General features: G+C 66.8%; 29 protein-coding genes. 28 read left to right on the plus strand and 1 reads right to left on the minus strand.

Annotation, left to right across the window (positions count from 1 at the left end; translation table 11 throughout):
• Positions 1 to 22 precede the first annotated feature (22 nt).
• The 16 genes from fliF to NX775_RS12690 are packed head-to-tail and all read left to right on the plus strand — an operon-like array spanning position 23 to position 13,171.
• Positions 23 to 1,696: a flagellar basal-body MS-ring/collar protein FliF gene (fliF, locus tag NX775_RS12615; protein WP_258836326.1), complete on the plus strand. Its 1,674-nt coding sequence runs from the start codon at positions 23 to 25 to the stop codon at positions 1,694 to 1,696.
• On the plus strand, positions 1,680 to 2,708 hold the full coding sequence (locus tag NX775_RS12620) for a FliG C-terminal domain-containing protein (protein WP_258836327.1): 1,029 nt from the start codon (positions 1,680 to 1,682) through the stop codon (positions 2,706 to 2,708). The genes fliF and NX775_RS12620 overlap by 17 nt, the downstream gene beginning before the upstream one ends.
• Entirely contained in the window at positions 2,705 to 3,391 is a 687-nt protein-coding gene (gene fliH / locus NX775_RS12625) for a flagellar assembly protein FliH (RefSeq protein ID WP_258836328.1), read from the plus strand. The genes NX775_RS12620 and fliH overlap by 4 nt, the downstream gene beginning before the upstream one ends.
• Complete coding sequence (fliI, locus tag NX775_RS12630) at positions 3,388 to 4,740, plus strand: flagellar protein export ATPase FliI (protein WP_258836329.1); 1,353 nt, start codon at positions 3,388 to 3,390, stop codon at positions 4,738 to 4,740. Before fliH ends, fliI begins: the two co-directional genes overlap by 4 nt.
• The gene (locus tag NX775_RS12635) at positions 4,737 to 5,180 is read left to right on the plus strand and encodes a flagellar FliJ family protein (protein WP_258836330.1); all 444 of its coding nucleotides are present in this window, start codon (positions 4,737 to 4,739) and stop codon (positions 5,178 to 5,180) included. The genes fliI and NX775_RS12635 overlap by 4 nt, the downstream gene beginning before the upstream one ends.
• 47 nt (positions 5,181 to 5,227) lie before the next feature.
• The gene (fliD, locus tag NX775_RS12640; protein WP_258836331.1) at positions 5,228 to 6,616 is read left to right on the plus strand and encodes a flagellar filament capping protein FliD; all 1,389 of its coding nucleotides are present in this window, start codon (positions 5,228 to 5,230) and stop codon (positions 6,614 to 6,616) included.
• A 19-nt stretch (positions 6,617 to 6,635) separates the two neighbouring features.
• Positions 6,636 to 7,025, plus strand: coding sequence for a flagellar export chaperone FliS (gene fliS, locus NX775_RS12645; RefSeq protein ID WP_258836332.1), 390 nt, complete (start codon positions 6,636 to 6,638; stop codon positions 7,023 to 7,025).
• Positions 7,018 to 7,335, plus strand: coding sequence for a hypothetical protein (locus tag NX775_RS12650; protein WP_258836333.1), 318 nt, complete (start codon positions 7,018 to 7,020; stop codon positions 7,333 to 7,335). Before fliS ends, NX775_RS12650 begins: the two co-directional genes overlap by 8 nt.
• An 8-nt stretch (positions 7,336 to 7,343) precedes the next feature.
• Positions 7,344 to 8,549 (plus strand): flagellar hook-length control protein FliK, encoded by a 1,206-nt coding sequence (locus tag NX775_RS12655; protein WP_258836334.1) that lies wholly within the window; start codon positions 7,344 to 7,346, stop codon positions 8,547 to 8,549.
• 10 nt (positions 8,550 to 8,559) lie between these two features.
• Positions 8,560 to 9,009 (plus strand): flagellar basal body-associated FliL family protein, encoded by a 450-nt coding sequence (locus NX775_RS12660; protein ID WP_258836335.1) that lies wholly within the window; start codon positions 8,560 to 8,562, stop codon positions 9,007 to 9,009.
• Positions 9,010 to 9,043: 34 nt separating this feature from the next.
• On the plus strand, positions 9,044 to 9,772 hold the full coding sequence (locus NX775_RS12665) for a FliA/WhiG family RNA polymerase sigma factor (RefSeq protein ID WP_258836757.1): 729 nt from the start codon (positions 9,044 to 9,046) through the stop codon (positions 9,770 to 9,772).
• Positions 9,773 to 9,809: 37 nt separating this feature from the next.
• A complete protein-coding gene (gene motA / locus NX775_RS12670) occupies positions 9,810 to 10,721 on the plus strand; it encodes a flagellar motor stator protein MotA (RefSeq protein ID WP_258836336.1) in 912 nt (303 codons plus the stop codon).
• A gap of 3 nt (positions 10,722 to 10,724) precedes the next feature.
• Positions 10,725 to 11,705, plus strand: coding sequence for a flagellar motor protein MotB (locus NX775_RS24175; protein ID WP_258836337.1), 981 nt, complete (start codon positions 10,725 to 10,727; stop codon positions 11,703 to 11,705).
• A 29-nt stretch (positions 11,706 to 11,734) separates the two neighbouring features.
• A complete protein-coding gene (gene flgM / locus NX775_RS12680) occupies positions 11,735 to 12,007 on the plus strand; it encodes a flagellar biosynthesis anti-sigma factor FlgM (protein ID WP_258836338.1) in 273 nt (90 codons plus the stop codon).
• A 2-nt stretch (positions 12,008 to 12,009) separates the two neighbouring features.
• Positions 12,010 to 12,438 (plus strand): flagellar export chaperone FlgN, encoded by a 429-nt coding sequence (flgN, locus tag NX775_RS12685; protein ID WP_258836339.1) that lies wholly within the window; start codon positions 12,010 to 12,012, stop codon positions 12,436 to 12,438.
• Positions 12,425 to 13,171, plus strand: coding sequence for a glycoside hydrolase family 73 protein (locus tag NX775_RS12690; protein ID WP_258836340.1), 747 nt, complete (start codon positions 12,425 to 12,427; stop codon positions 13,169 to 13,171). Before flgN ends, NX775_RS12690 begins: the two co-directional genes overlap by 14 nt.
• A 16-nt stretch (positions 13,172 to 13,187) precedes the next feature.
• On the opposite strand, the gene flgA is transcribed toward NX775_RS12690, so the two are convergent.
• Positions 13,188 to 13,775 carry a flagellar basal body P-ring formation chaperone FlgA gene (gene flgA / locus NX775_RS12695; RefSeq protein WP_258836341.1) on the minus strand — a complete coding sequence of 196 codons (588 nt, stop codon included), beginning with the start codon at positions 13,773 to 13,775 and terminating at the stop codon, positions 13,188 to 13,190.
• A 188-nt stretch (positions 13,776 to 13,963) separates the two neighbouring features.
• Between flgA and flgB the strand changes: the two genes are divergently transcribed.
• From flgB to NX775_RS12755, 12 genes are all read left to right on the plus strand, one after another.
• The gene (gene flgB, locus NX775_RS12700; protein ID WP_258836758.1) at positions 13,964 to 14,323 is read left to right on the plus strand and encodes a flagellar basal body rod protein FlgB; all 360 of its coding nucleotides are present in this window, start codon (positions 13,964 to 13,966) and stop codon (positions 14,321 to 14,323) included.
• 19 nt (positions 14,324 to 14,342) lie between these two features.
• Complete coding sequence (gene flgC / locus NX775_RS12705) at positions 14,343 to 14,747, plus strand: flagellar basal body rod protein FlgC (protein ID WP_258836342.1); 405 nt, start codon at positions 14,343 to 14,345, stop codon at positions 14,745 to 14,747.
• 2 nt (positions 14,748 to 14,749) lie between these two features.
• Entirely contained in the window at positions 14,750 to 15,454 is a 705-nt protein-coding gene (locus NX775_RS12710) for a flagellar hook capping FlgD N-terminal domain-containing protein (protein ID WP_258836343.1), read from the plus strand.
• Positions 15,455 to 15,465: 11 nt separating this feature from the next.
• Positions 15,466 to 16,653 (plus strand): flagellar hook protein FlgE, encoded by a 1,188-nt coding sequence (locus tag NX775_RS12715; RefSeq protein WP_258836344.1) that lies wholly within the window; start codon positions 15,466 to 15,468, stop codon positions 16,651 to 16,653.
• A 10-nt stretch (positions 16,654 to 16,663) separates the two neighbouring features.
• The gene (locus tag NX775_RS12720) at positions 16,664 to 17,389 is read left to right on the plus strand and encodes a flagellar basal body rod protein FlgF (protein ID WP_258836345.1); all 726 of its coding nucleotides are present in this window, start codon (positions 16,664 to 16,666) and stop codon (positions 17,387 to 17,389) included.
• Positions 17,390 to 17,417: 28 nt separating this feature from the next.
• Positions 17,418 to 18,203: a flagellar basal-body rod protein FlgG gene (gene flgG, locus NX775_RS12725; protein WP_183549500.1), complete on the plus strand. Its 786-nt coding sequence runs from the start codon at positions 17,418 to 17,420 to the stop codon at positions 18,201 to 18,203.
• Positions 18,203 to 18,862: a flagellar basal body L-ring protein FlgH gene (flgH, locus tag NX775_RS12730; protein ID WP_258836346.1), complete on the plus strand. Its 660-nt coding sequence runs from the start codon at positions 18,203 to 18,205 to the stop codon at positions 18,860 to 18,862. The genes flgG and flgH overlap by 1 nt, the downstream gene beginning before the upstream one ends.
• Before the next feature lie 8 nt (positions 18,863 to 18,870).
• Complete coding sequence (locus NX775_RS12735) at positions 18,871 to 19,989, plus strand: flagellar basal body P-ring protein FlgI (protein ID WP_258836347.1); 1,119 nt, start codon at positions 18,871 to 18,873, stop codon at positions 19,987 to 19,989.
• Complete coding sequence (locus NX775_RS12740) at positions 19,989 to 20,330, plus strand: rod-binding protein (protein WP_258836348.1); 342 nt, start codon at positions 19,989 to 19,991, stop codon at positions 20,328 to 20,330. Before NX775_RS12735 ends, NX775_RS12740 begins: the two co-directional genes overlap by 1 nt.
• Before the next feature lie 108 nt (positions 20,331 to 20,438).
• Positions 20,439 to 21,824: a flagellar hook-associated protein FlgK gene (flgK, locus tag NX775_RS12745; protein WP_258836349.1), complete on the plus strand. Its 1,386-nt coding sequence runs from the start codon at positions 20,439 to 20,441 to the stop codon at positions 21,822 to 21,824.
• A 10-nt stretch (positions 21,825 to 21,834) separates the two neighbouring features.
• A complete protein-coding gene (gene flgL, locus NX775_RS12750; protein WP_258836350.1) occupies positions 21,835 to 22,746 on the plus strand; it encodes a flagellar hook-associated protein FlgL in 912 nt (303 codons plus the stop codon).
• A 5-nt stretch (positions 22,747 to 22,751) separates the two neighbouring features.
• Positions 22,752 to 23,786, plus strand: a complete 1,035-nt coding sequence (locus NX775_RS12755; RefSeq protein ID WP_258836351.1) for a hypothetical protein — start codon at positions 22,752 to 22,754, stop codon at positions 23,784 to 23,786.
• Positions 23,787 to 23,832: the final 46 nt, after the last annotated feature.

A 23,832-nucleotide genomic window follows, 5' to 3' on the forward strand; every position in this document is an offset into this window, starting at 1 on the left:
TCTTTCGATAAGCGACGCTCACGTGCTCTCCTCCCTCAAGTCCCCCTTCAGCGGCAAGTTCGCGCTGCCCGCGCTGCCGCCGCTGCTGCGCAACAACCTGCCGCTGATGCTGGGCCTGGCCGTGGCGGTCACCGCTGCCGTCATGATGTTCATGTGGCAGGATCAATCGAGCTACAAGCCGGTCTTCGGCGCGCGCGAGAAAGTCGTCGCTGCCGACATGATGACGGTGCTCGAAGCCGAACAGATTCCCTACCGTGTCCATCCGGACAGCGGCCAGGTGCTGGTGCCGTCGTCGCAGCTGGGCAAGGTGCGCATGCTGCTCGCGGCCAAGGGCGTGACCGCCCAGCTGCCGGCCGGCCTCGAACTGATGGACCGCAACGACCCGCTCGGCGTGTCGCAGTTCGTGCAGGACGTGCGGTTCCGGCGCGGCCTCGAAGGCGAGCTGGCGCAAAGCATCCTGACGATGGATTCGATCGCCAGCGCGCGCGTGCACCTGGCCATCGCGAAGACCAGCTCGTTCGTGACGGGCAATGCCGATGGCAACTCGGCGTCGGTCGTGGTCGCCGTCAAGCCGGGCCGCAGCCTGGGCAATGAACAGATCGCCGCCATCGTCAACATGGTCTCGGGCAGCGTGGCGGGCCTGTCGCCGCAGCGCGTCTCGCTGGTCGACCAGGCCGGTAACTACCTGTCCGCGCGGATCGACCTGGCCGACGGCTTCGATGGCGCCACGCAGGGCGACACGGCCGCAAAACGCCATGCCGACGAGGTGCGCTCCAACGTCAACGACCTGCTCGCGCCGATCCTGGGCATGGCCAACTACAAGGTCAGCGTCACCGCCGCCGTGGATAACGACCGCGTCGAGGAAACCCAGGAAAAATACGGCGAAGCACCGAAGGTCACCAGCGAAGCCATGCGCGAAGAGATGGAAAAAAGCCGCATGGCGATGGGCGTGCCGGGCACGCTGTCGAACCGGCCGCCGGCGCCTGCCACCGCCGACGCGGCGGGCGCCCCGCCTGCCGAAAAAACCGACGATGGCAATGCGCGCAAGAACGCCACCACCCGCCAGTACGCGTATGACCGCGCGATCACGCAGATCAAGCGCGAGCGCGGCCGTCTGAAAAAACTGTCGGTGGCCGTGGTGCTCAATGCGAGCAGCGCCGCCGACGGCAAGGCCTGGACCCCGGCCGAACTGACGAATATCGAGAAAATCCTGGCCGGCGGCCTGGGCATCGACGCTGCGCGCGGCGATGTGCTGGCCGTGTCGGCCATGAAATTCCCGGCCGCGCCGGTGGAACAGGCCTGGTGGCAGGAACGCGACAATATCGTCGACATGGCGAGCTGGCTCCTGTGGGCCGTGGGCGCGCTGCTGGCGTACTTCCTGCTGGCCCGGCCACTGCTGCGCGCGGTCACCACGCGCCTCGCGCCGTCATCGCCGTCGACGGCCACGCCCGCACTGGCGGGCGCCGCAGCAGCGCCGCTCACCGCGCTGCCGGCCGGCGTCACGGCGCTCGAAGCGCCCGCGCAGGGCAGCCCGGGCGCCGTCATTCCCCTGCTCGAAAACTATGACTTGCCGCCGTCCGGCTCGCCGGTCGACGTCATGGTCGATCACCTGAGAGTGCTGGCGGCCAAAGAGCCGGAGCGCGTCGCCGAAGTCGTCAAACAATGGGTACAGAAAAAACATGGCCGAACTGAATAACGTGGAAGACAGCGATCTCGAGGCTGGTCTGAGTCCGGTCGAACAGGCCGCCATCGTGCTGCTCTCGATCGGTGAAGAGCAGGCTGCGGCGGTGCTGCGCTGCCTCGAGCGCGACGAGTTGATGGAGCTGACCCAGGTCATGTCGCGCATGAGCGGCATCAAGGTCGACACCGTCAAATCGGCGCTGCAGAGTTTCTTCGACGACTACCGCCAGCAAAGCGGTCTGCATGGCGCCTCTCGCAGCTACCTGAAGCGCTCGCTGGACCTCGCGCTGGGCAGCGACATCGCCAACAGCGTGCTCAATTCGATCTATGGCGATGCAATCCGCCCGAAAATGGCGCGCCTGCAGTACGCGTCGCCAAAATGGCTGGCCGAATTCGTCTCGAGCGAGCACGTGCAGATGCAGGCCGTGTTCCTGGCCTTCCTGCCACCGGCGCTGGCCTCGCAAATCCTCGAAGCGCTGCCGCTGGAAGGCCGTGAACTGGTACTGCTGAACATGGCGCGCCTGGACGAGATCGACCGCGATGTGCTGCACGAGCTCGAAGAGCTGGTGGGCCGCTGCCTGGCCGCGCTCGACACGCAAAGCGCCAGCGTGGAAGGCGTGCGCCAGGTTGCCGACATCCTCAACCGCCTGCAGGACAACCGGGCCGGCATGGTCGAACTGCTGCGCGCCCACGACCCCGAGGTCGTCTCGCAGATCGAGATGTCGATGTACGACTTCTTCATCCTGTCGCGCCAGACCGAACAGGTCATCGCGCGCCTGCTCGACGACGTGCCGCTGGAGCAGTGGGCGATTGCCCTGAAGGGCGCCGAAGCGCCGCTGCGCGACACCATCCTGGCCGCCATGCCGCGCCGCCAGGCGCAAAGCTTCGAAGACCTGATGCGCCGCTCCGGGCCGGTGCCGATGTCGCGCATCGAGCAGACCCGCCGCGAAATCATGACCACGGTCAAGGAGCTGGCCGACGCCGGCGAGATCGACATCCAGCTGTTTGCCGAAGCGACCGCCGAATGAAGCCGTTTCGCACTTACCACTTTCCGCCGCTGCACCAGTTCAGCACGGCGCGCCCTGCCGGCGCGTCTGCCGGCGGCGCAGGTGGCAATGCTGCCGACGAGTGGCAAAGCGCGCTGGCCGACGGCTATCGCCAGGGCCAGCGTGACGGTTACGAAGTGGGCCTGGACCAGGGCCGCGCCGACGGTATTGCCGCTGGCAAGATCGAGGGCCTCGAACGGGGCATCGACGAAGGCCGCGCGATGGCGCTCGAGAGCTTCGAGCAACTGGCCAAGCCGGTCGACGCGATGCTCAAAAGCCTCAAGAAACTCAAGACCGATCTGCGCGCCGCGCAGCGCACCGAAGTGGTCGACCTGGTGGGCAAGATCGCGCGCCAGGTGATCCGCGCCGAACTGGCGCTGCAACCGGTGCAGCTGCTCTCGCTGGTCGAGGAGGCGCTGGCCGTGATGCCGCCGTCTCGCGACCAGGTCGAGGTGTTCATGAATCCGGAAGAACTGCGCCGCGTGCTGGAACTCGATCCGAAGCGCGCCAAGAAATGGACGATCCTGCCCGACCCGGCGCTCGACGCCGGCGAATGCCGGGTGCGTTCAGGCGACCATGAAGTCGATGCCGGGTGCCAGGGGCGCCTTGCGGCCGTGATGGAACAGGTCCAGGACCAGTTGCTGGGTGAAGGGGAACGGGCATGACGGGGTTGGCGCAGTCAATCGCAAATTCGCTGTCGCATTCGCTGGCTGACTCGCTGCGCGCCGTCGAACTCGGCGCGGTGCCGGTGGCCACGCCCACCGGGCGCCTGGTCGGCGCCCAGGGGCTGCTGCTGGAAGCGAGCGGCTGCCGCCTGCACACGGGCCAGCGCTGCCGCATCGAGACGGTCGATGGCGAGTGGCTCGACGCGCAGGTAGTCGGCTTTCGCGACAAGGTCTCGTACCTGATGCCGTTCAAGAAAGCGACCGGCCTGGCCACCGGCGCGCGCGTGCTGCCGGCTGCGGACAAGGCCGATCTGATGATCGGCCCGAGCTGGATGGGCCGCATGGTCAACGGCCTGGGCGAGCCGATCGATGGCCTGGGCCGCCTGGGTGGCGACCAGCCACTTGCCCCTGCCCCGCCGCGCGTCAATCCACTCAAGAAAACCCCGGTGGACGAACCGCTCGACGTGGGCGTACGCGCCATCAATGCGATGCTCACCATCGGCAAGGGCCAGCGCGTCGGCCTGATGGCCGGTTCCGGCGTCGGTAAATCGGTGCTGCTGGGCCTGATCACGCGCCAGACCGTGGCGGATGTGGTCGTGGTTGGCCTGATCGGCGAGCGCAATCGCGAGGTGCGCGAATTCGTCGAGCGCTCGCTCGGGCCCGAAGGCCTGAAGCGCGCCGTTCTGGTGGTCGCGCCGGCCGACGACAGCCCGCTGATGCGCGTCATGGCGACCGAGCTGTGCCATTCGGTGGCGGCGCATTTCCGCGACCGCGGCCAGAACGTGCTGCTGCTGTGCGATTCGCTGACCCGTTACGCGATGGCGCTGCGCGAAGTGGCGCTGTCGCTCGGCGAGCCGCCGGCCACTCGCGGCTATCCGCCATCGGTGTTTTCGAACATGCCGCAACTGGTCGAATCGGCCGGCAATGGCGAGAACCCGCAAGGCAGCATGAGCGCGATCTACACGGTGCTGGCCGAAGGCGACGACCAGCAGGATCCGGTGGTCGACTCGGCGCGCGCTATTTTGGACGGCCACATCGTGCTCACGCGCGAACTGGCCGAGCGCGGCCACTACCCCGCAATCGACATTGCACAATCGATCTCGCGCTGCATGGCGCAGGTGGTCACGCCGGAGCACACGCTGGCCGCGCGCAAGCTCAAGGCGGCCCTGGCGCGCCATGCGCGCGTGCGCGACCTGATCCCGCTGGGCGCGTATGTGCCGGGCGCCGACCCGGAGACCGACCGCGCGGTGGCGCTGCAACCGCATATCGAGACGTTCCTGTGCCAGGGCACGCGCGAAGGCGCCCCCATCGACAACTGCATCGACACCCTGAAAGCGATCATGGCATGACACGTTCGAAGACCATCCGCAGCCTCGGCACCCTCGTGCAACTGCGTTCGACCCAGGTCGAACGCCTGGAAGCCGACCTGGCGAGCCAGGAAGCGACACGGGTACGCTACCAGAACAACCTGGATCGCCTCACGGCGCTGACGCACGGCAGCGGCGCATCGGGCGCGGCGCTGCAGGTCAATCCGGCCATGGCGCTGAACTGCGGCGCCTACAAGCAGGGCGTGATGGCGCTGGCCGAGAGCCACCGGATCGACCTGTCGCTGCACCAGGCGAACATGGCGGTGTCGCAGACCCGGCTCAAGGATGCCTGGGTCGGCCGCGAACTGCTGGGCAAGGTGCTGGCCCGTACCCAGGACGCGCATGCGGCCGAGAATGAACGCGCCACCCGCAAGCGCGAAGACGATATCGCTACCCAATCCTGGCTGGCCGGACGGGCCTGAGCCCGCCCCAGACGCACACGCACACGCAACCACAAGGAACACGTCCCATGGCAACGGCAATCACTTCACCGACCTACGATCCCATCCCGACCGCGACCAATCTGGCGGACAAATACGTCGCGCCGCGCCAGCAGATTCTGACGACGCAGCTTGCCGCCGCCACCGCCGCCGAGCGTGGACTGACCGAGATGAATTCGGCGCTGCTGGCGTTCCAGACCAGCCTGACGGCGCTCACGGGCACGAACAAGACGGTGTTCGCGCAGTCCGCCGTGTTTGGCGACACGACGGTCGGCAGCGCCACTGCGAGCAGCAAGGCCGCCGCCGGCACGTATGCCTTCTTCGTCAAGCAGATCGCCACCGCCAGCCAGGTGTCGTTCACGGGCCTGGCCGACAACACCGGCGTGGCCGGCACGCTCAAACTGAACATGGGCGGCGCCCTCGCCTTCGATGTCGACATGGCCGCCGCCAACACCGACGGCGGCGCGCTGAGCACGCGCGAACTGGCCGCCGCCATCAACGGCGCAGCCGGCAACGGGGGCAAGGTCACGGCCTCGATCGTCACCACCGGCGGCACGGCGGAGCTGGTGCTTACCGCCAGGGACACGGGCCTGAACTCGGCCATCACGCTCGATACGAGCGGCATCACCGGCACGTCCAGCCTGGCTGACGCCAATGCCGACCCGGCGCGGCGCCGGGTGCTGGTCGGGGCGCAGGATGCCGAGATCCGCGTCGGCGCCGAAAATGGCACCGCGATCACGCAGGCCAGCAACACCTTCACCGCCATCGATGGCGTCAGCATGACGTTCACCAGGGCCCATGCAGCCGGCGCCGCGCCCGTCACACTGACCGTATCGGCCGACACCACCACCAGCACGGCCAACGTGCAGGCGTTCGTCGACGCCTTCAACAAGCTCAAGACCACCCTGAGCAAGCTGACCGCCAGCGGCGACGCCGCCAAGGGCGTTGCCGCTGGCACGTTCGCGCATGACAGTGGGGTGCGTGCGCTGAACGACCGGCTCGGCACGCTGCTGCGGCCGGCCAATGGCGACTCGCTGGCGGCCTACGGCATCATTTCCACGCGCACCGGCACGCTCGAACTGGACGCGAAGCGCCTGACCAGCCAGCTGGCCGTCAATCCGACCGGCCTGGACGCGCTGATCGGGGCGCCAAGTTCGTCGGCGCCGACCGGCATCGCCGGCGCGCTCGACAATTACCTGAAAACCTGGAGCAGCAGCGTCGACGGCCAGATCAAGCTGCGCCGCGAACAGACCACCAGCGAGCAATCGCGCCTGAGCGCGCGCCAGGCGTCGCTCGACGGGCAGCACGAAGCAGCCTATCAGCGCTACCTGCGCCAATTCACGCAGCTGCAGAACATGCAGTCCGTGATGAACAACAACGTGTCACTGTTCGATGCCCTGTTCGGCAACGACAAATAACCACAGCCGGATCCCCAATATGTCCTATCAAGAAGCCTACGGCAGTTACCACGCAGTGAACCTCGACGCGCAGACCACGCGCGCCTCGCCGGTCGACCTGGTGCTGCTGCTCACCGACGGCCTGCTCGACGAACTGGCGCGCGCCCGCGCGCACATCGTCGCCCGCCGCTACGAACAGAAAGCGGCCAGCATCAACAAGTGCGTCGAAATCATCAACGGCCTGGCCAGCTCGCTCGACTTCGACGGCGGCGGCGACACGGTGGCCAACCTTGCGCGCATCTACGATTTCTGCGCGGGCCACCTGCATACCGCCGGCATCAAGCTCGACCCGGACATGGTCGATGAAGTCATCCGCATCCTGTCGACTATTCGCCAGGGCTGGAAAGGTGTCCAGGAACGCAATGGATAGGTCAATCGTCATCGGCCGTCTGGGCGCGCAGCTCGACGCCGCTGCCAGCGGCGCCGACTGGGATGGCCTCGACCTGGCCGTGCGCGACCTGGCGCGCCAGCTGCGGGCGCTGGCGGTCAAGGGCCCGTGGAGCGCCGCCGAACGCGTGGCCCTGCGGCGCCTGCGCGCAGCGCACGACCGCGCTGCGCAGACGGGCGCCACTGCTGCTGCCGACCTGCAGGCGCGGATGGACGAGATGCGCGACAACAAGGAAGGCTGGATAGCCTATGCCCTCGCGGGCGAAACCGAACCTGGTGAGAACGTGCAATGAATTTCGCAATGAACAGCAGCATGACGACGATGCAGGCCGCTGGCAATGTGGCCGGCAATGCGGCCCCGGCAGCAGCCACCGCCATTCCCGGCGCGGCAACGGCCGACGCGCTCGTGCCCGCCGCTGGCACGGCCGGCACGGCAGCGCCGGGCCAGGCCCCGGCCACGGCGCCTGCGGCTGCCCTGCCCTTCGGTCACTGGATCGCGCTGGACCGCGCGCTGCCCGACGTCACCGCCAGCATGCCGCAGCAGGATGGCGTGGCTGCGCCGGGCGCCGACGCCGGCGAGGTCGAGGTCGAGACCGCCGTGGAGGATGACGTCGTCCCTGACGTCCTGCTGGCCGCGATGGCGCCGCTGCTGGCGCCGGCCGCACTGCCCGCCATGATGCTGGCGATGCACGGTGCAAAGCCCGGCGTCGCCGCCGACGCCGCTACCGCACCTGCCGAAGAAACCGCAGGCGGACCTGCTGCCAGCGTGCCGGCCGCCGTCGTCCAGGCAGGCGGTGCGCGCGCCACGCCGGCAACGGCCACCGTGTCGATTGCCGCAGCATCGTCGATCCTGCCAGCCCCTGCCCCGGCAGCCAGCCTGCAGACAGCCGCCCTGCCTGACCCGGGCGCGGCGCAACCGAATGCCATGCCTGCCATCGCGCCGGTGTCGGGCGAGGCCGCAGCCGAGGCCAGCGCCGACGCCGCCCCGGTCATGGCGGCGCCGGGCGTGAGCACCGCCGGCACGCCGCCGGTGAGCGCGCGCGGCGCCGACAGCATCGTGCTGGCCGGCCCGCCGACCGCATGGCGCCAGAACCTGCACGAGGCGCTGGGCGACCGTCTGCAGCTCCAGCTTGGCCGCAACATCGACCAGGCCACGATCCGCCTCGAGCCGCCGATGCTCGGCCGCATCGACATCGCGATCCGCCACAGCGGGGGCAACCTGGAGATCCATATCGCCGCCTCCAACAGCGACGTCTTGCGCCAGCTGAACGCCGTCAGCGACAGCCTGCGCAGCGACCTCGCGGGGCGCCAGTACAGCAGCGTCTCGGTCAATGTCAGCGACGTGCCGCGCATGCAGGCCAGCACCCAGACCGGCGGCCAGACGCCGGGCCAGGGCCAGGCCGATGGCCAGGGCCGTTCGCGCCAGGAGCAGGAACAGGCGCGCACCCCTGGTCGCGCGCTGCACGACGAAGCCGCCGCCGGCGCCACCCTTTTTTCGATGAGTTGACACGAGCCCCATGAAAGCAAAACTGATCATTGCAATTGTCGCCGCCGTCGTCGTCGTGGCGGGCGCCGCTGGCGGCGCGATGTGGTACATGAACACGTCCGCAAGCCACGCTGTGGCCGCCAAGCCGGCGCCCGAAACCAAGCTGACCAAGTACGTCACGCTCGACAAGGTCATCGTCATGCTGCGCCGCGCGCCGGCCGAGCAGGCCACCCATTACCTGTCGGTCGACCTAGTGCTGGCCACCACGGCAGCGGAAGAAAAAGCCACCAAGGAGCAGTTGCCGCTGCTGCGCAGCATCGCGGTGTCCGCCCTGTCGGCCCGCACGATGGCCGAAGCCTCGGCCATGACGGTGGACCAGTACGCGGCCGAGCTGAACAAGGTCTTCAATGCCAACTATGCGAAGGAAAACCACCTCAAGCCGTTTTCCGAAGTCATGGTCGGCAAACTGATCATCGAGTGATACGCAGCCTGATCCCGGAGACGCCGTGGCCTACATGACCGATTACGCCGATGCCGCCGCCAGCGAATATGGCGACGTGGTGGCCAGCGCGGGCTTGTCGCCGCAGGACGAGTCGCGTCACCTGGTGGCGTATGCGCCGCTGGTCAAGCGCATCGCGCGCCAGCTCGGCAGTCAGGTCTCGGGCGCGATGGGGCGCGAGGACATGGAACAGATTGGTCTGATGGGTCTGCTGGAAGCGCTGCGCCGCTACGGCGCCCCGGATACCGGGTTTTCCAGCTACGCCTCGTTGCGCGTGCGCGGCGCAATTCTGGATGAATTGCGCCGCCAGGACTGGCGCCCGCGCGCGGTGCGCCAGGACAGTCACCGCCAGCGCGACGCCCTGCGCGCGCTCACCCGCAGCCTGGGACGCGAGCCGTCCGAACAGGAAGCCGCGGCCGCACTGGGCCTGACGTCGGATGAATACCAGCAGTACCTGCTGGCCGAGAGCGCTGAAGAAATGCTCAGCTTCGACGAGATCCTGCAGGAAGCGGTCGGCGCGGAGCAGCACACGCCCGGCCCCGAAGACGCCTACATGGTGCGGCGCAGCCTGGAGCAGGCGCTGACCGCACTGAACGACAAGGAACAGCGCGTGATCCAGATGATCTACGAGTTCGAACTCAGCTACAAGGAAATCGCCGCCGTGCTCGACCTGTCCGATGCGCGCGTCTGCCAGCTCAACAAGAGCGCGCTGGCAAAAATGAAGACCGCGCTCCGGCGCGACTGAACCGACACCATAGAAACCGCCAGAAAGGCACCACGTCATGCAGCAATTACTCGGTATCGCCATCGTGCTTGGCGCCGTCTTCGGGGGCTTTACCCTGATGGGCGGCACCTTTACCTCGATCTTCCACCCGATCGAGCTGTTGATCATCGGCGGCGCCGCGCTGGGCGCACTGGTGCTCGGTAATCCGAAACACGTCCTGGCCGAACTGGGCCACCAGCTCAAGAAAGTGGCGGCGCGCAAGAAGCACGACTCGGAATTCCAGCGCCAGCTGCTGCTGTTGATGTACGAACTGCTGCAAACCGCCGCCGGCGGCCTGAAAGCGCTCGATGCGCACGTCGAGGCCCCCGCCGAAAGCCCGCTGTTCCAGCGCTATCCGGCGATCCTCGACGAGACCAAGCTGCTGGCGTTCATCGTCGATAACTTCCGCCTGATGGCGATGGGCAAGATCAACGCGCACGAGCTCGAAGGCGTGCTCGAACAGGAGCTCGAAGCCATCCACGAAGAGCTGACGCAACCGGCAAAATCGCTGCAAAAGATCGCCGAGGCGATGCCGGGCTTCGGCATTCTGGCCGCGGTGCTGGGCATCGTGATGGCCATGTACTCGGTCTCGGGCGGCGCCGATTCGGGCGAGATCGCCGAAAAGATCGGTGCGGCCATGGTCGGCACCTTCATCGGCATCTTCGCCTGCTACGGCGTGCTCGAGCCACTGGCCAACCTGATGAAACAGACCGTCAACTCGGACGCCTCGACGATGGAAACCGTGAAGGTCGTGCTGTGCACCCACGTGGCCGGCAAGCCCGCCCTGCTGGCGATCGACGCCGGGCGCCGCCTGATCCAGCTGAATACCAAACCCAGCTTTGCCCAGCTCGAACAGTGGATCAATGCGATGGGCGGCGAGGACGAATCGCAGAACAAACGCCGTCGCGCCGCCGACCGCATGACGGGGTAACACGTGTCGAAAACGAACGACAAGCACGAATCGACCATCGTCAAGCGCGGTGGCGGCAAGCACCAGCATGACGAGCATGGCGGCGCCTGGAAAGTCGCGTTCGCCGACTTCTGCCTGGCGCTGATGGCGCTGTTCCTGGTGCTGTGGCTGATCGCCTCGCGCGAACAGCAGAATCTCAAGGCCATCATCAGCGAGGCCACCGAGAGCGGGATGCTCGAAGGCCAGGGCCAGAAGCCCGCCATCGCCAGCGAGCCCAGCGGCAGCCTGATCGAACGCTTCCCGGTACCGCGCACGGGCGATGGCACCGGCAACGGCGGCGCCGGCACGCCGGGCAATCCGGGCGCGCCAAAGGTCGGTTATGAATCGCCTGCCGACCTGGCGGCGCTGTCGAAAGCGCTGACCGAATTGTCGGCCGAAGCGGGCCTGGCCCCGAACCTGGCTACCGTGGTCACGCCGTATGGCTTGCGCGTGATGCTGCACGACACCGACAAGCAAGGCATGTTCATGCGCGGCAGCGCCCTGCCCACCGGGCGCTTTGCGCGTCTGTTGCAAAAAATGGGGCCGCTGTTCGCGCAAATGCGCAACCAGATGCTGATTGTCGGCCATACCGATTCCAGCCGCTACGCCGGCATCGACCGCGGCGCCTATTCGAACTGGGCGCTGTCGACCGACCGCGCGCTGTCGGCGCGGGCCCAGCTGCTCACCGGCGGCATGCGCACCGACACCGTGCTGCAAGTGGTGGGCATGGCCGACCGCGGCCCGCTGCACCCCGAGCAGCCGCTCGACGGCAAGAACCGCCGCATCGAACTCTTGATCCTGACGGGTGCGCAATCGCGCGCGGTGGCGGGCATGTTCGGCGCGCCGGGTGCCGGCGCACCAGCGGGCAAGGCACTGGTCGGCAACGCCGGTGCAGGCGCGACCGTCAGCCTGCCCGACGCGGCGGCCCTGGAAACATTGCGCGGCCAGTTGCCGACATCGCCATGACCATCAACACCAAATCACGAGGTAACCGCATGAAAATCTCCGGCGCATCGTCGTCCGCCATCACCACCGTGACGCCTGGCGCCGGTGCGGTGTCGGTACCGGTCCAGACCGAAGCATCGGCGGCGCCGGCAGCCGCCTTGCAGTCGGCAGTGCTGCAGCCTGCCGCCGATGCGCTCAGTGCCATGCCGGATTTTGACGCCGTGCGCGTGGCCGAGCTGCGCGAAGCGCTCGCACACGGCGAGCTGCCGTTCGATGCCGGGCGCCTCGCCGGCCTGATTCAAAAATTTCACTCGGGACGCTAAGCATGGCCACCCTCACCCGCACCCAGGCCAACACGCTGCTTGCCGACGGCGTCACGCAGGACGTCAAGGAAGCGGCCAACATCCTGATGCTGCTCGAACGGCAGTTCGACGCCGCCGTGCGCCACCGCAGCGAAGAGCTGAGCGCACTGGCCGATGAACTCACCCCGCTGCTCGAGGCCATGGAAGCGCGCCGCCAGCAGCGCGTCAATCTCGTGCGCGCACTGCTGGGGCCGCAGGGAACGATGGCGCAGTACATTGCCACGCTGGCGCCGGCCCCGCGCGCCGCCTTCGAGGCGGCCTGGCAGTCACTGGAGCAGACGGTGCGCGCCTGCAAGGATGCAACGCTGCGCAACGGCCAGTTGCTGGCCGAACAGCACGGCATCATGCAGCGCGTGCTGCACGGCGAGGAGCAGTTGTATGCGCCACGTTGACATGACGACCCGCGCATTGGCACCAACTGCGCCAACCGCGGCAACCACCGCTGCGAGCCCGAGCCGCCCCACGACCGCATCGACCGGTGGCGAGTCCTTCGGCAATGTATTTAACGGGGTTGCCAGTGAAGTGGCTGCCTACATCCAGCATGGCGACCCGGATGGCGGCGCTGCCAGCGCACTGAGCGCCGAAGGCGCGCTGCTGCGCGCGCGCGCCACCGGCCTGATCATGGATGGCGCCGATGCACCGAACGCAGTCGCCAAACCGCCCCAGCAGCAGGCATTTTTGGACAGCATCGCGCCCTGGGCACGCCAGGCGGCGGCGCAGCTCGGCGTGGCGCCGGAACTGGTGCAGGCCCACGCTGCCCTTGAATCGGGCTGGGGCCAGCGGCCGCTGCGCGTCGAAGGCGGCGCGAGCAGCCACAACCTGTTCGGCATCAAGGCCGGCCCAAGCTGGAATGGCGCGACGGGCGACTCGACCACCACCGAATACGTGAACGGCGCAGCGCTGACCACCCGTGAGCGCTTTCGCGCCTACCCGAATGCGGCCAGCGCGTTCCAGGACTACGCCCGCGTGTTACTCGACAATCCCCGCTACCGCGCCGCGCTCAACACGGGCAACGATGCGCGGGCGTTTGCACAGGGACTGGCGCGCGGCGGTTACGCCACCGACCCCGACTACGCGTCGAAACTGGCGCGCATCGCCGGCAAGCTGCAGGGAATCACGGATTGATGCACCGCTTGACGCGTCATTCGCCCAGCGGCAAGTCGAGCGGCTGGACCGCCCCGGCGCCGACCACGCGCATGCGCACGACCTGGCCGCTGGCGCTGTTCTTGACCCGGACCACGGCGCCGCGCGCACCGGCGTCGAGCGCCTCGCCGGCCATGCTCACTTCGATGCCATCCTGGCGCGCCACCATCATCACGCCGTCGCCGCGCTTGACCACGACCGGCGCGGCCAGGCTGCTTGCGCGCAGCACGTCGCCCGCGCGCAGGCTGCGCCGGCTCGACTGGCCAACGACGTTGGCCAGCACCCCGACCGGATCGGCGATATTGGTGATGTCGCGCCGCTCGAGCGCCACATCGGACTCGCCGAGCACGGTATTGGCAGACAACGGGGCGCTGGCCACCGCCACCATGGCCGAGACCCGCGCGCGCACGATGAATTCATGGCGCCAGCCGCTGCCGTCCGGACAGCGGGCGACAAAGCGCATGCGTGCTGGCTGGCGCGTGTCGACGGTGTCGATGACAGGCGCCACGCTGCACGCCGGCGCCGGGCGGCTGCTGACCACGGCCAGATCGAACTCGGGCTCGCTCAAACCGCTGGCAGCCGCCACTTTTTCGAGCTCGTCACGTGCAATCTGTTGTATCTGTGCAGCAAGAGTTTGCGCTGACCATGCTGTGGTGCACGACGCACAGGTTACAATAATCAGTATTGCCTTACGGAAATCCATGGGTGGACAATATTGGTCGGGCGGAAACAACCATTTTAACCAATCCCACTGCACTTCACCGGAGAATCGCCATGTCGATCAATTTCAAAGAAGCACTTGGCGTACATGCCGACGCGCTTCAGCTGCGCGCTGAACGCACCCGCGTCCTGGCCGCCAATATTGCCAACGAAAGCACGCCGGGCTATACCGCCCGCGACATCGATTTCGCCAGTGCATTGCAAGATCAGCGCGATAGCGAGGACGGCATGCCGACCCTGTCGGCAGACGGCCCGCTGTACCGCGTCCCATACCAGGCCAGCGCGGACGGCAATACCGTCGAAATCGGCGTCGAGCAGGCGGCGTTTTCACAGAACGCTTCCGACTTCCAGACCAGCCTCACCTTCATCAACATGAAGTTGCGCGGTCTGAACAAAGTCATCTCGGGTCAATAAAGGTCATCAGGAGCATCGCATGGGATTCAAGGATATTTCACAAATCGCAGGCTCGGCCATGGCGGCCCAGACCGTGCGCATGAACACGATCGCCAGCAACCTGGCCAACGCGAATGCGGTCGCTGGCACCGAAGCCGATGCCTACCGTGCCCGCAAGCCCGTGTTCGCCGCGATGGTGGGCGACGCCGGCACCGCCAGCGTGCAGGTGCTCGACGTGGTCGAGTCGAGCGCGCCGCTGCGCCGCATGCACGAACCGGACAATCCGCTGGCCGATGCCGACGGCATGGTGTTTTACGCCAACGTCAACGAAGTGGCAGAAATGGCCGACATGATGGCCGCCTCGCGCGCCTTCGAGACCAATGTCGAGGTCATGGGCCGCATCAAGTCGATGCAGCAGTCGCTGATCCGCATGGGAGAAAGCTGATCATGGTCACCGCCACCTCGAATGCCTTCGGCCTGAACGGCAACACCAGCGGCAGCGCGGGCGCCGGCAATGCCGTCGCCCCGGCCGCCAGCCCGGTCAGCGCCAACAAGGACATGTTCACCAAGCTGCTGGTCGCTCAGATCCGCAACCAGGATCCGCTGGCGCCGTCCAATCCGGCCACGTTCGTCAACCAGCTCTCGCAGCTCTCGCAAACCGAGGCGCTGGAAAACATGACCCAGACCACCGCCGCCAGCGCCACCATGCTGCAAAGCCTGCAGGTGCTGGCGATGGGCGGCCAGGTCGGCAACCAGGTGTCGGTCGAGACCAGCCGCGTGCAACTGGGCGACACCCCACTCCAGGGCAGCGTCCAGCTCGGCGGGGCCAGCAACCTGACCCACCTGGTGCTCACGGGCGCCACCGGTACACAAACACGGATCGAGTTGCCGCCGCATGCCGCGGGGGCGCAGGGTTTCACGATCGACCCGGCCAAACTCGGCCTGCCAGCGGGCAAATACAGCATTGCTGCCGAAGCCGCCGATGGCACCAAACCCGCAGTGGAAATCGACGGGCGCCTGAACAGCGTGCGCCTGTCGTCGACCGGCGGCATCGTCATGCAGGTGGCCGGCATCGGCGATGTCGAGCCGGGCTGGATCACGGGTTTCAACGGCAAGACCACTGGCGCCGATGCGCCCGTCACGTTCAATTAAAAGGATATGCCATGAGCTTCAATATCGCCCTGTCGGGCATTCAGGCCATCAACGAACAGCTCACGACGCTGTCGAACAATATTGCCAACGCCGGTACTTACGGCTTCAAGAGCAGCCGCGCCAACTTCGCCTCGATCTATGCAGGTGAACAGGCGAACGGCGTGCAGGTGCAGTCGCTGACCCAGAACATCAGCCAGAACGGCAGCCTGTCGAGCACCGGGCGCGGCATGGACGCCGCGATCCAGGGGCGCGGCTTCTTCACCAGCCGCGATGCCCAGGGCGTCGTGTCGTACTCGCGCGTGGGTATCTTCTCGACCAACGCCGACGGCTTGCTGGTCGATTCGACCGGCAAGAAAATCCAGGGCTATGGCCCGACCGTGGGCGGCGCACTTGGCACGATGGGCGACATCGCCATCCCGACCGGCCAGATCCCGGCCGTGGCCAGCACCAAGGTCAGTTACGCCGGCAATATGTCGGGCGACTGGAAAGTCCCTACAGCAGGCTTCAATCCGGCCGACGGCAATAGCTACAATATGGTCAAGCAGTCGGTGGTCTACGATTCGCTCGGCACCCAGCACACCGTATCGCAGTACTTCGTCAAGACCGATGCCGACACCGTGACCGTACACTACGGCCTGGATGGCGCAGCACCGGACAACGCCAACAACTTCGCCATGAACTTTGGCACCAATGGCCAGATCCTGCCGGCGTCGACAACCGGCCCGACCCTGACCATCAATGCAGCCGGCGCGGCGAGCATGAACTTCAGCTTCGACTATACGGGCACGTCCAAGTTTGCCGGAGAAGCGACCAACACCACCAACCGCGCCGACGGCTATGCGTCGGGCACCTTCGTCGGCGTCGAGCTGGCCGAGAACGGTTCGATCGTGGCCAAGTACAGCAACGAGCAGCAGCAGGTCGTCGGCACGATCGCGATTGCCACCTTCCCCGACGAAGGCAGCCTGGTGTCGGTCAGCGATACCGCCTGGATTGCCAATGCCAATTCGGGCGCGCCGCTGTACACGACGCCGGGCGTCGGCCTGGGCGGAAAGCTGTCCAAGGGCGTGCTGGAAGGCTCGAACGTCGACATCACGTCCGAACTGGTCGGCCTGATGACGTCGCAACGCAATTATCAGGCGAACTCGAAGGTCATCACCGCCGAGAACGAGATGATGCAGTCGCTGATGCAGGCCCTGTAAGCGCCACGCCATGGATAAGCTCATCTTTACTGCCGTCAGCGGCGCCGAACGCACGCTGCGTGCGCAGCAGGTGCGGGCCAACAACCTGGCCAATGCCGACACTGCGGGCTTTCGCGCCAATATCGAGCTGGCGTCGGTGCAGTCGCTGGGCGGCTACGGCTACGACAGCGTGCACCAGTCGCGCTCGGAAGCCGACACGATTTCCACCCGCACCGGCACCGTGCGCGAAACCGGCCGTCCACTGGACGTGGCCCTCGCCGGCAACGGCTACCTGGCGGTCGAATGGGATGGCGGCGAAGCCTATACCCGCAGCGGCGCCATCGCCATCGACGCCAACGGCGCGCTGTCGGTCGCCGGGCGCCCGTTGCTGGGCGAAGGCGGCGCGATCGTGCTGCCGCCGCACACGGCGGTCGACATCGCCAACGACGGCACGATCTCGGTCATGCCGGAAGGCGGCACCGTGACCCAGGTCGTCGACCGGCTGCGGCTGGTCAGCGCAGAAGGGGCCGAGCTCACCAAGAACGAAGCCGGCCTGATCGTGGCGCGTGGCGGCGAGCCGCTGGCCGCCGACCAGAACGTCAACGTGCGCAGCCGCGTACTCGAAGGCAGCAATGTCTCGGCGGTCGAAGAAATGGTCGCCGTAATGGCCCTGAACCGCAGCTTCGAGATGCAGATGAAGATGTTCAAGGCCAGCGACAGCATGAACGAATCGGGCAACCGACTGCTCGGCGCCTGACGCCGGCACAACCTTACAGGGAGCAACCATGAATCCAGCAATGTGGATCAGCAAGACCGGTGTACAGGCGCAAGACGCCAAGCTGCAGGCCATCGCCAACAACCTGGCCAACGTCAATACCGTCGGCTTCAAGCGCGACCGCGTCGTGTTCGAAGACCTGTTCTATCAGGTCGACGCGCAGCCGGGCGCCCAGAATGCCGACAACACCGTCAGCAATGGCGTGCAGCTCGGTAACGGCGTGCGCGTGGTCGGCACCCAGAAAGCCTTCACCAATGGCAGCCTGCAGCAGACCAGCCAGCCACTTGACGTCGCCATCTCGGGCGCGGGCTTCCTGCAGGTGCGCCGTCCGAACGGCGAACCGGCCTATACCCGCGCCGGCCAGTTGCAGGTCGATGCCAACGGCACGCTGACAAATGCCCAGGGCTTGCCGATCGTGCCGCAGATCACGATTCCGCAAAACGCCGCCGGCGTGACCATCGGCGAGAACGGCGTCGTGTCGGTGACGATCGCGGGCCAGCCGGCGCCGCAGGAAATCGGCCAGCTGAACCTGACCGCCTTCATCAACCCGACGGGCCTCCTGGCACTGGGCGACAACCTGTTCCAGGAAACCGCTGCCAGCGGCGCGGCCAATGAAGGCCGCCCGGGCGACGCCGCATTCGGCAAGCTCAAGCAAGGCTCGCTGGAAGGCTCGAACGTGCAGGTCGTCGAAGAGATGGTCGACATGATCGCGGCTCAGCGCACCTACGAAATGAACACCAAGGTGCTGTCGGCAGCCGACAATATGCTGCAAACCCTGGCGGCGGCAGCACGCTGATGCGCCCGCTTTTCCACACGCTCGCCGCCGCCCTGTGCGGGTTGGTGCTGGCAGGCTGCTCGTCGCCGATGCCGGTGTCGCTGGCCGACGACGACGCCATGCCATTGCAGCGTCCGGTGCGCGCCGGCCTGTCCGGCGGCGTGTTCACGGCCGACACCGTCTCGCTGACGTCCGACAGCCGCGCCTACCGCGTGGGCGACGCCGTCACCGTGATCCTGCAAGAAACCACGCAGGCCAGTAAGCGCGCCGGCACCAGCATCTCGAAGGGCTCGTCGATCGGCATCTCGCCGCTGGCCGCGCTCGGCAAGGTGTATGGCAAGACCTCGCTCGATGTCTCGGCCGACCGTGATTTCGAGGGCGACGCCACCAGCACCCAGCAAAATGCATTGTCTGGCGCGCTGACCGTGATCGTGCAGGAAGTGCTGCCCAATGGCCTGCTGCGCGTGGCCGGCGAAAAGAACCTGATGCTGAACCAGGGCGAAGAATTCGTGCGCCTGAAAGGCTTTGTCCGCGCCGCCGACATCGATACTGACAACCGCGTCTCGTCGCTGCGCGTGGCCAATGCGCGCATCGCCTATTCCGCCCGCGGCGCGCTGGCCGAGGCCAACACCCCGGGCTGGCTGACGCGCTTTTTCAACAGCCCCCTGATGCCGTTCTGAGGATCTCCATGATTTCGCGCCGCTTTGCGCCATTGCTGTTTGCCGCGTTCTGCGCCAGCGCCCTGCTGTCCTTTCATCCCGCCCATGCTGCCCAGGCGCTGCGCAACCTCGTCAGTGTCGAAGGCGTGCGTGACAACCCGCTGGTTGGCTATGGCCTCGTGGTGGGCCTGAACGGCAGCGGCGACTCGACCCAGGTGAAATACTCGAGCCAGTCGGTCGTCAACATGCTCAAGCAGTTCGGCGTGCGCCTGCCCGAAGGCGAAGACGCCAAGAACAAGAACGTCGCGGCCGTGATGGTCTCGGCCACCTTCCCGCCCGGCTACCGCCGCGGCCAGACGATCGACGTGACCGTCTCGTCGCTGGGCGACTCGAAAAGCCTGCGCGGCGGCACGCTGCTGCTGACGCAACTGCGCGCGGCCGACAACGAAGTGTATGCGCTGGCGCAGGGCAATGTCGTGGTCGGCGGCCTGAACGCCAGCGGCCGCAGCGGCTCGTCGGTCACGGTAAATACGCCGACCGCCGGCCGCGTACCCAATGGCGCCCAGATCGAGCGCGAAATCGTCACCGACTTTGCCACCCGGCCGCAAATCACGCTGCGCCTGCGCCAGCCGCACTTCGAGACGGCGACCAATGTCGTCGATGCCATCAACAAGCGCTACGGCCCGGTGGCCACCACGCAGGACGGCACCAGCGTCGACGTCATCGCGCCAAGCAACCCGACCGAACGCGTGGCGTTCATGGCGCGCCTGACGGCGCTGACCGTCGAATCGGGCGTCGAGGTGCCGCGCGTCGTGTTCAATTCGCGCACCGGCACCGTCGTCATCGCCGACGGCCTGCGCGTGAAAGCCGCCGCCGTCACGCACGGCTCGCTCAAGGTGATCATCTCGGAGAGTTCGCGCGTCAGCCAGCCGGGCCCGCTCAGCCGCGGCCAGACCGCTGTCACGCCCGAATCGAAGCTGTCGGTCGATCAGGGCTCGGGCCAGATGTTCCGCTGGCCGCCGGGCGCGCGCCTGCAGACGATCATCGACACCGTCAACAGCCTGGGCGCCTCGCCCGACGACATCATGGCGATCCTGCAGGCGCTCGACCAGGCCGGCGCGATCGAAGGCGAACTGGTGGTGATCTGATGCGCATCGACGAACTTCGCAATACCGCGCTGACAGGCAACACCGACACTGCGGTCGTCCCTGCTGCCGAGCCACAGGCCGATCCGGCCTACGTCGCCAAGGCCACCAAGGCAGCGGTCGAATTTGAACGCTTCTTTATCGGCCACATGCTGCGCACGATGCGCGCCTCGACCCGCGAAATGGCGGACGAAGACAGCGTTTTCAACAACCGTGTCAACCAGGACATGCAGGACATGGCCGACGATCTGCTGTCAGGCAATATGGCCGGCCAGCGCGCGTTCGGCATTGCCGATGCGATCCTGCGCCAGCTGGTGCCGGGCGCCGGCAGCGGCAAGACCTGACCACCGGCACTGCCACCGGCAACCACAGCGCCAATGTGCGGCAAAGCTTAACAAGCGGCAAGAATTGGTCGCCTTATCAGGTTAACCCTGTCCCGAAAGAGTTTCACCATGACGATCATCAACAACGCCTTGTCCGGCGCCCTCGCCGCCCAGATTGCCCTGTCGGCCAGCAGCCAGAACATCGCCAATCTGCAAACCAAGGGATACACCCGGCAATCGGCGCTGTTTACGTCGGTGGGTCCGGATGCCAGCGGGCGCTCGGCCGGCAATGGCGTACAGGTCAGTTCGCTCATGCGCTTCTCGGACAACTACAAGAGCCAGGCCATGTGGCGCGCCGCGTCGGAACAAGGCGCTTACGCGCAGTCGCAGCCCTACCTGACCCAGCTCGAAAGCGTCATGGGTGACGCCTCGGCCAGCCTGTCGGCCGGCATCGACGATTTCTTCAGGGCGATCAACGCCGTGGCCGGCGATCCCGGTTCGACCCCGCTGCGCCAGCAGGTGCTCACGTCCGCCAGCCTGATGGGCGAGCGCATCAATGGCATGAACAATGTCTTCAACGCGCAGCTGACGTCGGTGCGCCAGCAGCGCAGCGCGCTGGTCGACGCAGCCAACAGCGATATCAGCACGATCGCGAGCCTGAACCGGCAAATCATGGAAACCCAGGCTGGCGGCGTCTCGGCATCCGGCCTGATCGATGCCCGCGACAACGCGATCGACTCGCTGGCGTCCAAGATGGCGCTGGAAGTATCGAGCAACGCCGATGGCAGTCGCGATGTCGCGCTCAAGAGCGGCCAGGCGCTGGTCATCGGCAGCATGCAGGGCACGCTGCAGGCTGCCGCGACGGCCGGTGCGCCGCAGGCGTTTTCGATCACGTTCGCCAATGCCACCTTCACCCTCGACGCCACGAAAATGGGGGGCCAGATCGGCGGCCTGAGCCAGTACGAAATCACGACCCTCAAGCCGTTGCAGGACGATATCGACGCGCTGGGCCGCACCATTGCCGAGCGCGTCAATGCCCAGCTGGCGCTCGGCTACAGCACGCCCGCCAGCGGGCCCGCCGTGGCCGGCACTCCGCTGTTTGTCTACACCCCGGGCGGCGGCGCGAATGCCCTGAAGGTTGTCACCGGCTTCAAGGCCGAAGACCTGGCCTTCTCGGGTGACGGCTCGCCGGGCGACACCGGCAATCTGCAAAAGCTTGCCGCACTGAAGAGCCAGCCGGTCACGCTGCCCGGCATCGGGACCGTCCTGCTGAGCGACGCCGATACCCAGCTGCTGGGTAAACTGGCCATCGACAGCAAACTCAACAAAGCATCCCTCAAGACCACCGACACCGTGCGCACGCAATCGATCGACGACTGGCAATCGACCAGCGGCGTGAACGAAGACGAAGAAGCGGTCAAGCTGGTGGAACTGCAGCGGATGTACGAAGCGAACATGCGGGTGATCTCGATTGCCAACTCGATGTTCGACGCCACGCTCGCGATGATGGGCTAAAGGAACAATCATGCGTATCGCCACTTCCCAGTACCAATCGACGATGAACGCCTCGCTCCAGGTCAACCAGGAGCGGGTCAGCCAGATCATGCAACAGATCGCCAGCAACAAGCGCATCCTGCTGCCATCGGACGACCCGGTTGACAGCGTGCGCCTGTCGCGCCTGGAGCGCGAGGAATCGTCGGTCCAGCAATACCGCGACAACATCGGCGCGCTGCAGCTGCGCCTGTCCAAGTCGGAAGGCTACCTGAGCAATATGGTGGGCGAGATGACCGAGGGCCGCGACCTGCTGGTCTGGGCATCCGACGGCAGCAATGCGCCGGCCGACCTGAAAGCGATGCTCGCGCCCCTGCAGGCGCTGAAGGACAGCCTGTTCTTCACGGCCAACACGGTCGACCACGAAGGCAACCATCTGTTTTCGGGGACGCTGACCCGGACCGCACCGCTGGCCTTCGATCCGGCCGCCGCACCGGGCACGCGCTACACCTACGCGGGCAATACCAACAGCCAGAACGTCACGGTCGGCAACGGCCTGACCCAGCCCGCCAACGAAGATCTAAAGGGCCTGGAGTCGCTGCTAAACCAGCTCGACGAGACCATCCGTGTGCTGTCGGCACCGGGTGCGAACGCCAATGACCCTGCCGTACGCACGGTGCTGGCAGCCAACCTGACCGGCTTCGACACGACCCAGAATCTGGTGTCGGGCAAGATCGCCACGATGGGCGGGCGCCAGAACGTCATCCGGACGCTCAACGACAACCATGCGAACATCAGCCTGTCGAACCAGATGGCCATCAACGACATCGGCCAGCTCGACGTCGGCCTTGCCGCCACTGAACTCAGCGGCTACTCATCGGCCCTGCAGGCGACCTACAAGGCTTATGCCAAGATCGGCAACCTGTCGCTGTTTGATGCAATCTGATGGCCATGGACGCACTGACCCGCACCATTACCCCACCAGCTGTTCCAGGTAGCAGCACGCCGGCCGGCCTTGTGCGCGCCAGCGCCGGGACGACCCGGGCTCTTGCCGCACAGCCGCCCGCAGCCGAACCCGCGCCGGGTTCCGCGGCAGCAGCCACGACCACGCCCCCCGCGCGGGCGGCGCGCCGCAGCGTTGCGCACGGCCCCGATCTTCAAACCGGCGTGGCGCAAGCCCAGCAGGCGCTCGATTATCTGGCGCGCATCGCCGCCCAGCTCGAAGCACTCAAGGCCGATTTAAGCACGCGCCTGGCCGGGCGCGGCGCGGCCTCGCGCCAGCTCGAAGCACGGGCACGCCAGCTGGGCGACACGCTGGACGTGCGCCGCAGCGAAGGCGGCGCCGGGCTCGATGCCGAGCTGGGCTTCGATGGCGACCGTACCGCGCAACAACGTTTTCGTATCGACGGCCTGGACATCGCCAGCCTGCAGGCCGCCGCTCCCCAGACACTGGGCTTTTCGGTCGGCAGCATCGGTGGCCCGCAACTGGCGGCCACGTTCGAACCGGGCATGACCGCAGAAGAAATCGCCCGGCGCCTGGACCGCACACTGGCGCCGGTCGGCATCCGCGCCGGACTCGACACACAGCGCGCGCTTGTCTTCACGACGCCCGAAGCCACGTTCGACGGCATCAAGGACGCCATCGCGGTCACGGGCCGTGGCCGCGTCGACACAAGCGCGTTGCCAGCCTCGCTGGCGCCCCGCGAGTGGCAGCTGGGCAATCCGGACGCACTGCGCCAGGGCCTGCGCGAGGTGGTGCAAGCGCTGTCGCGCGTGCGCCGCTCGCAGGACGCCGCCACGCTCGCCCTGAGCGCGGCCATGACGCGCACGGCGCAACCCGAGCTTCCGCAAGCCGAACTGGCGCTGCTGGCCGCAGATTTCTCCGGCACCGCCACCAGTCACGATTACCAGTCGCTGCTGGCCATCACCTCGGCGCTGGTCGGTGTCAGCCGCGAGCGGGTGCAGGCGCTGCTCGGATTGCGCTGAGCGGCGCGGATAGCAGATAACGGATAGCGGCCCGGATTTCCGGTGT

The organism is Massilia aurea (assembly GCF_024753205.1).
GTDB lineage: Bacteria > Pseudomonadota > Gammaproteobacteria > Burkholderiales > Burkholderiaceae_D > Telluria > Telluria aurea.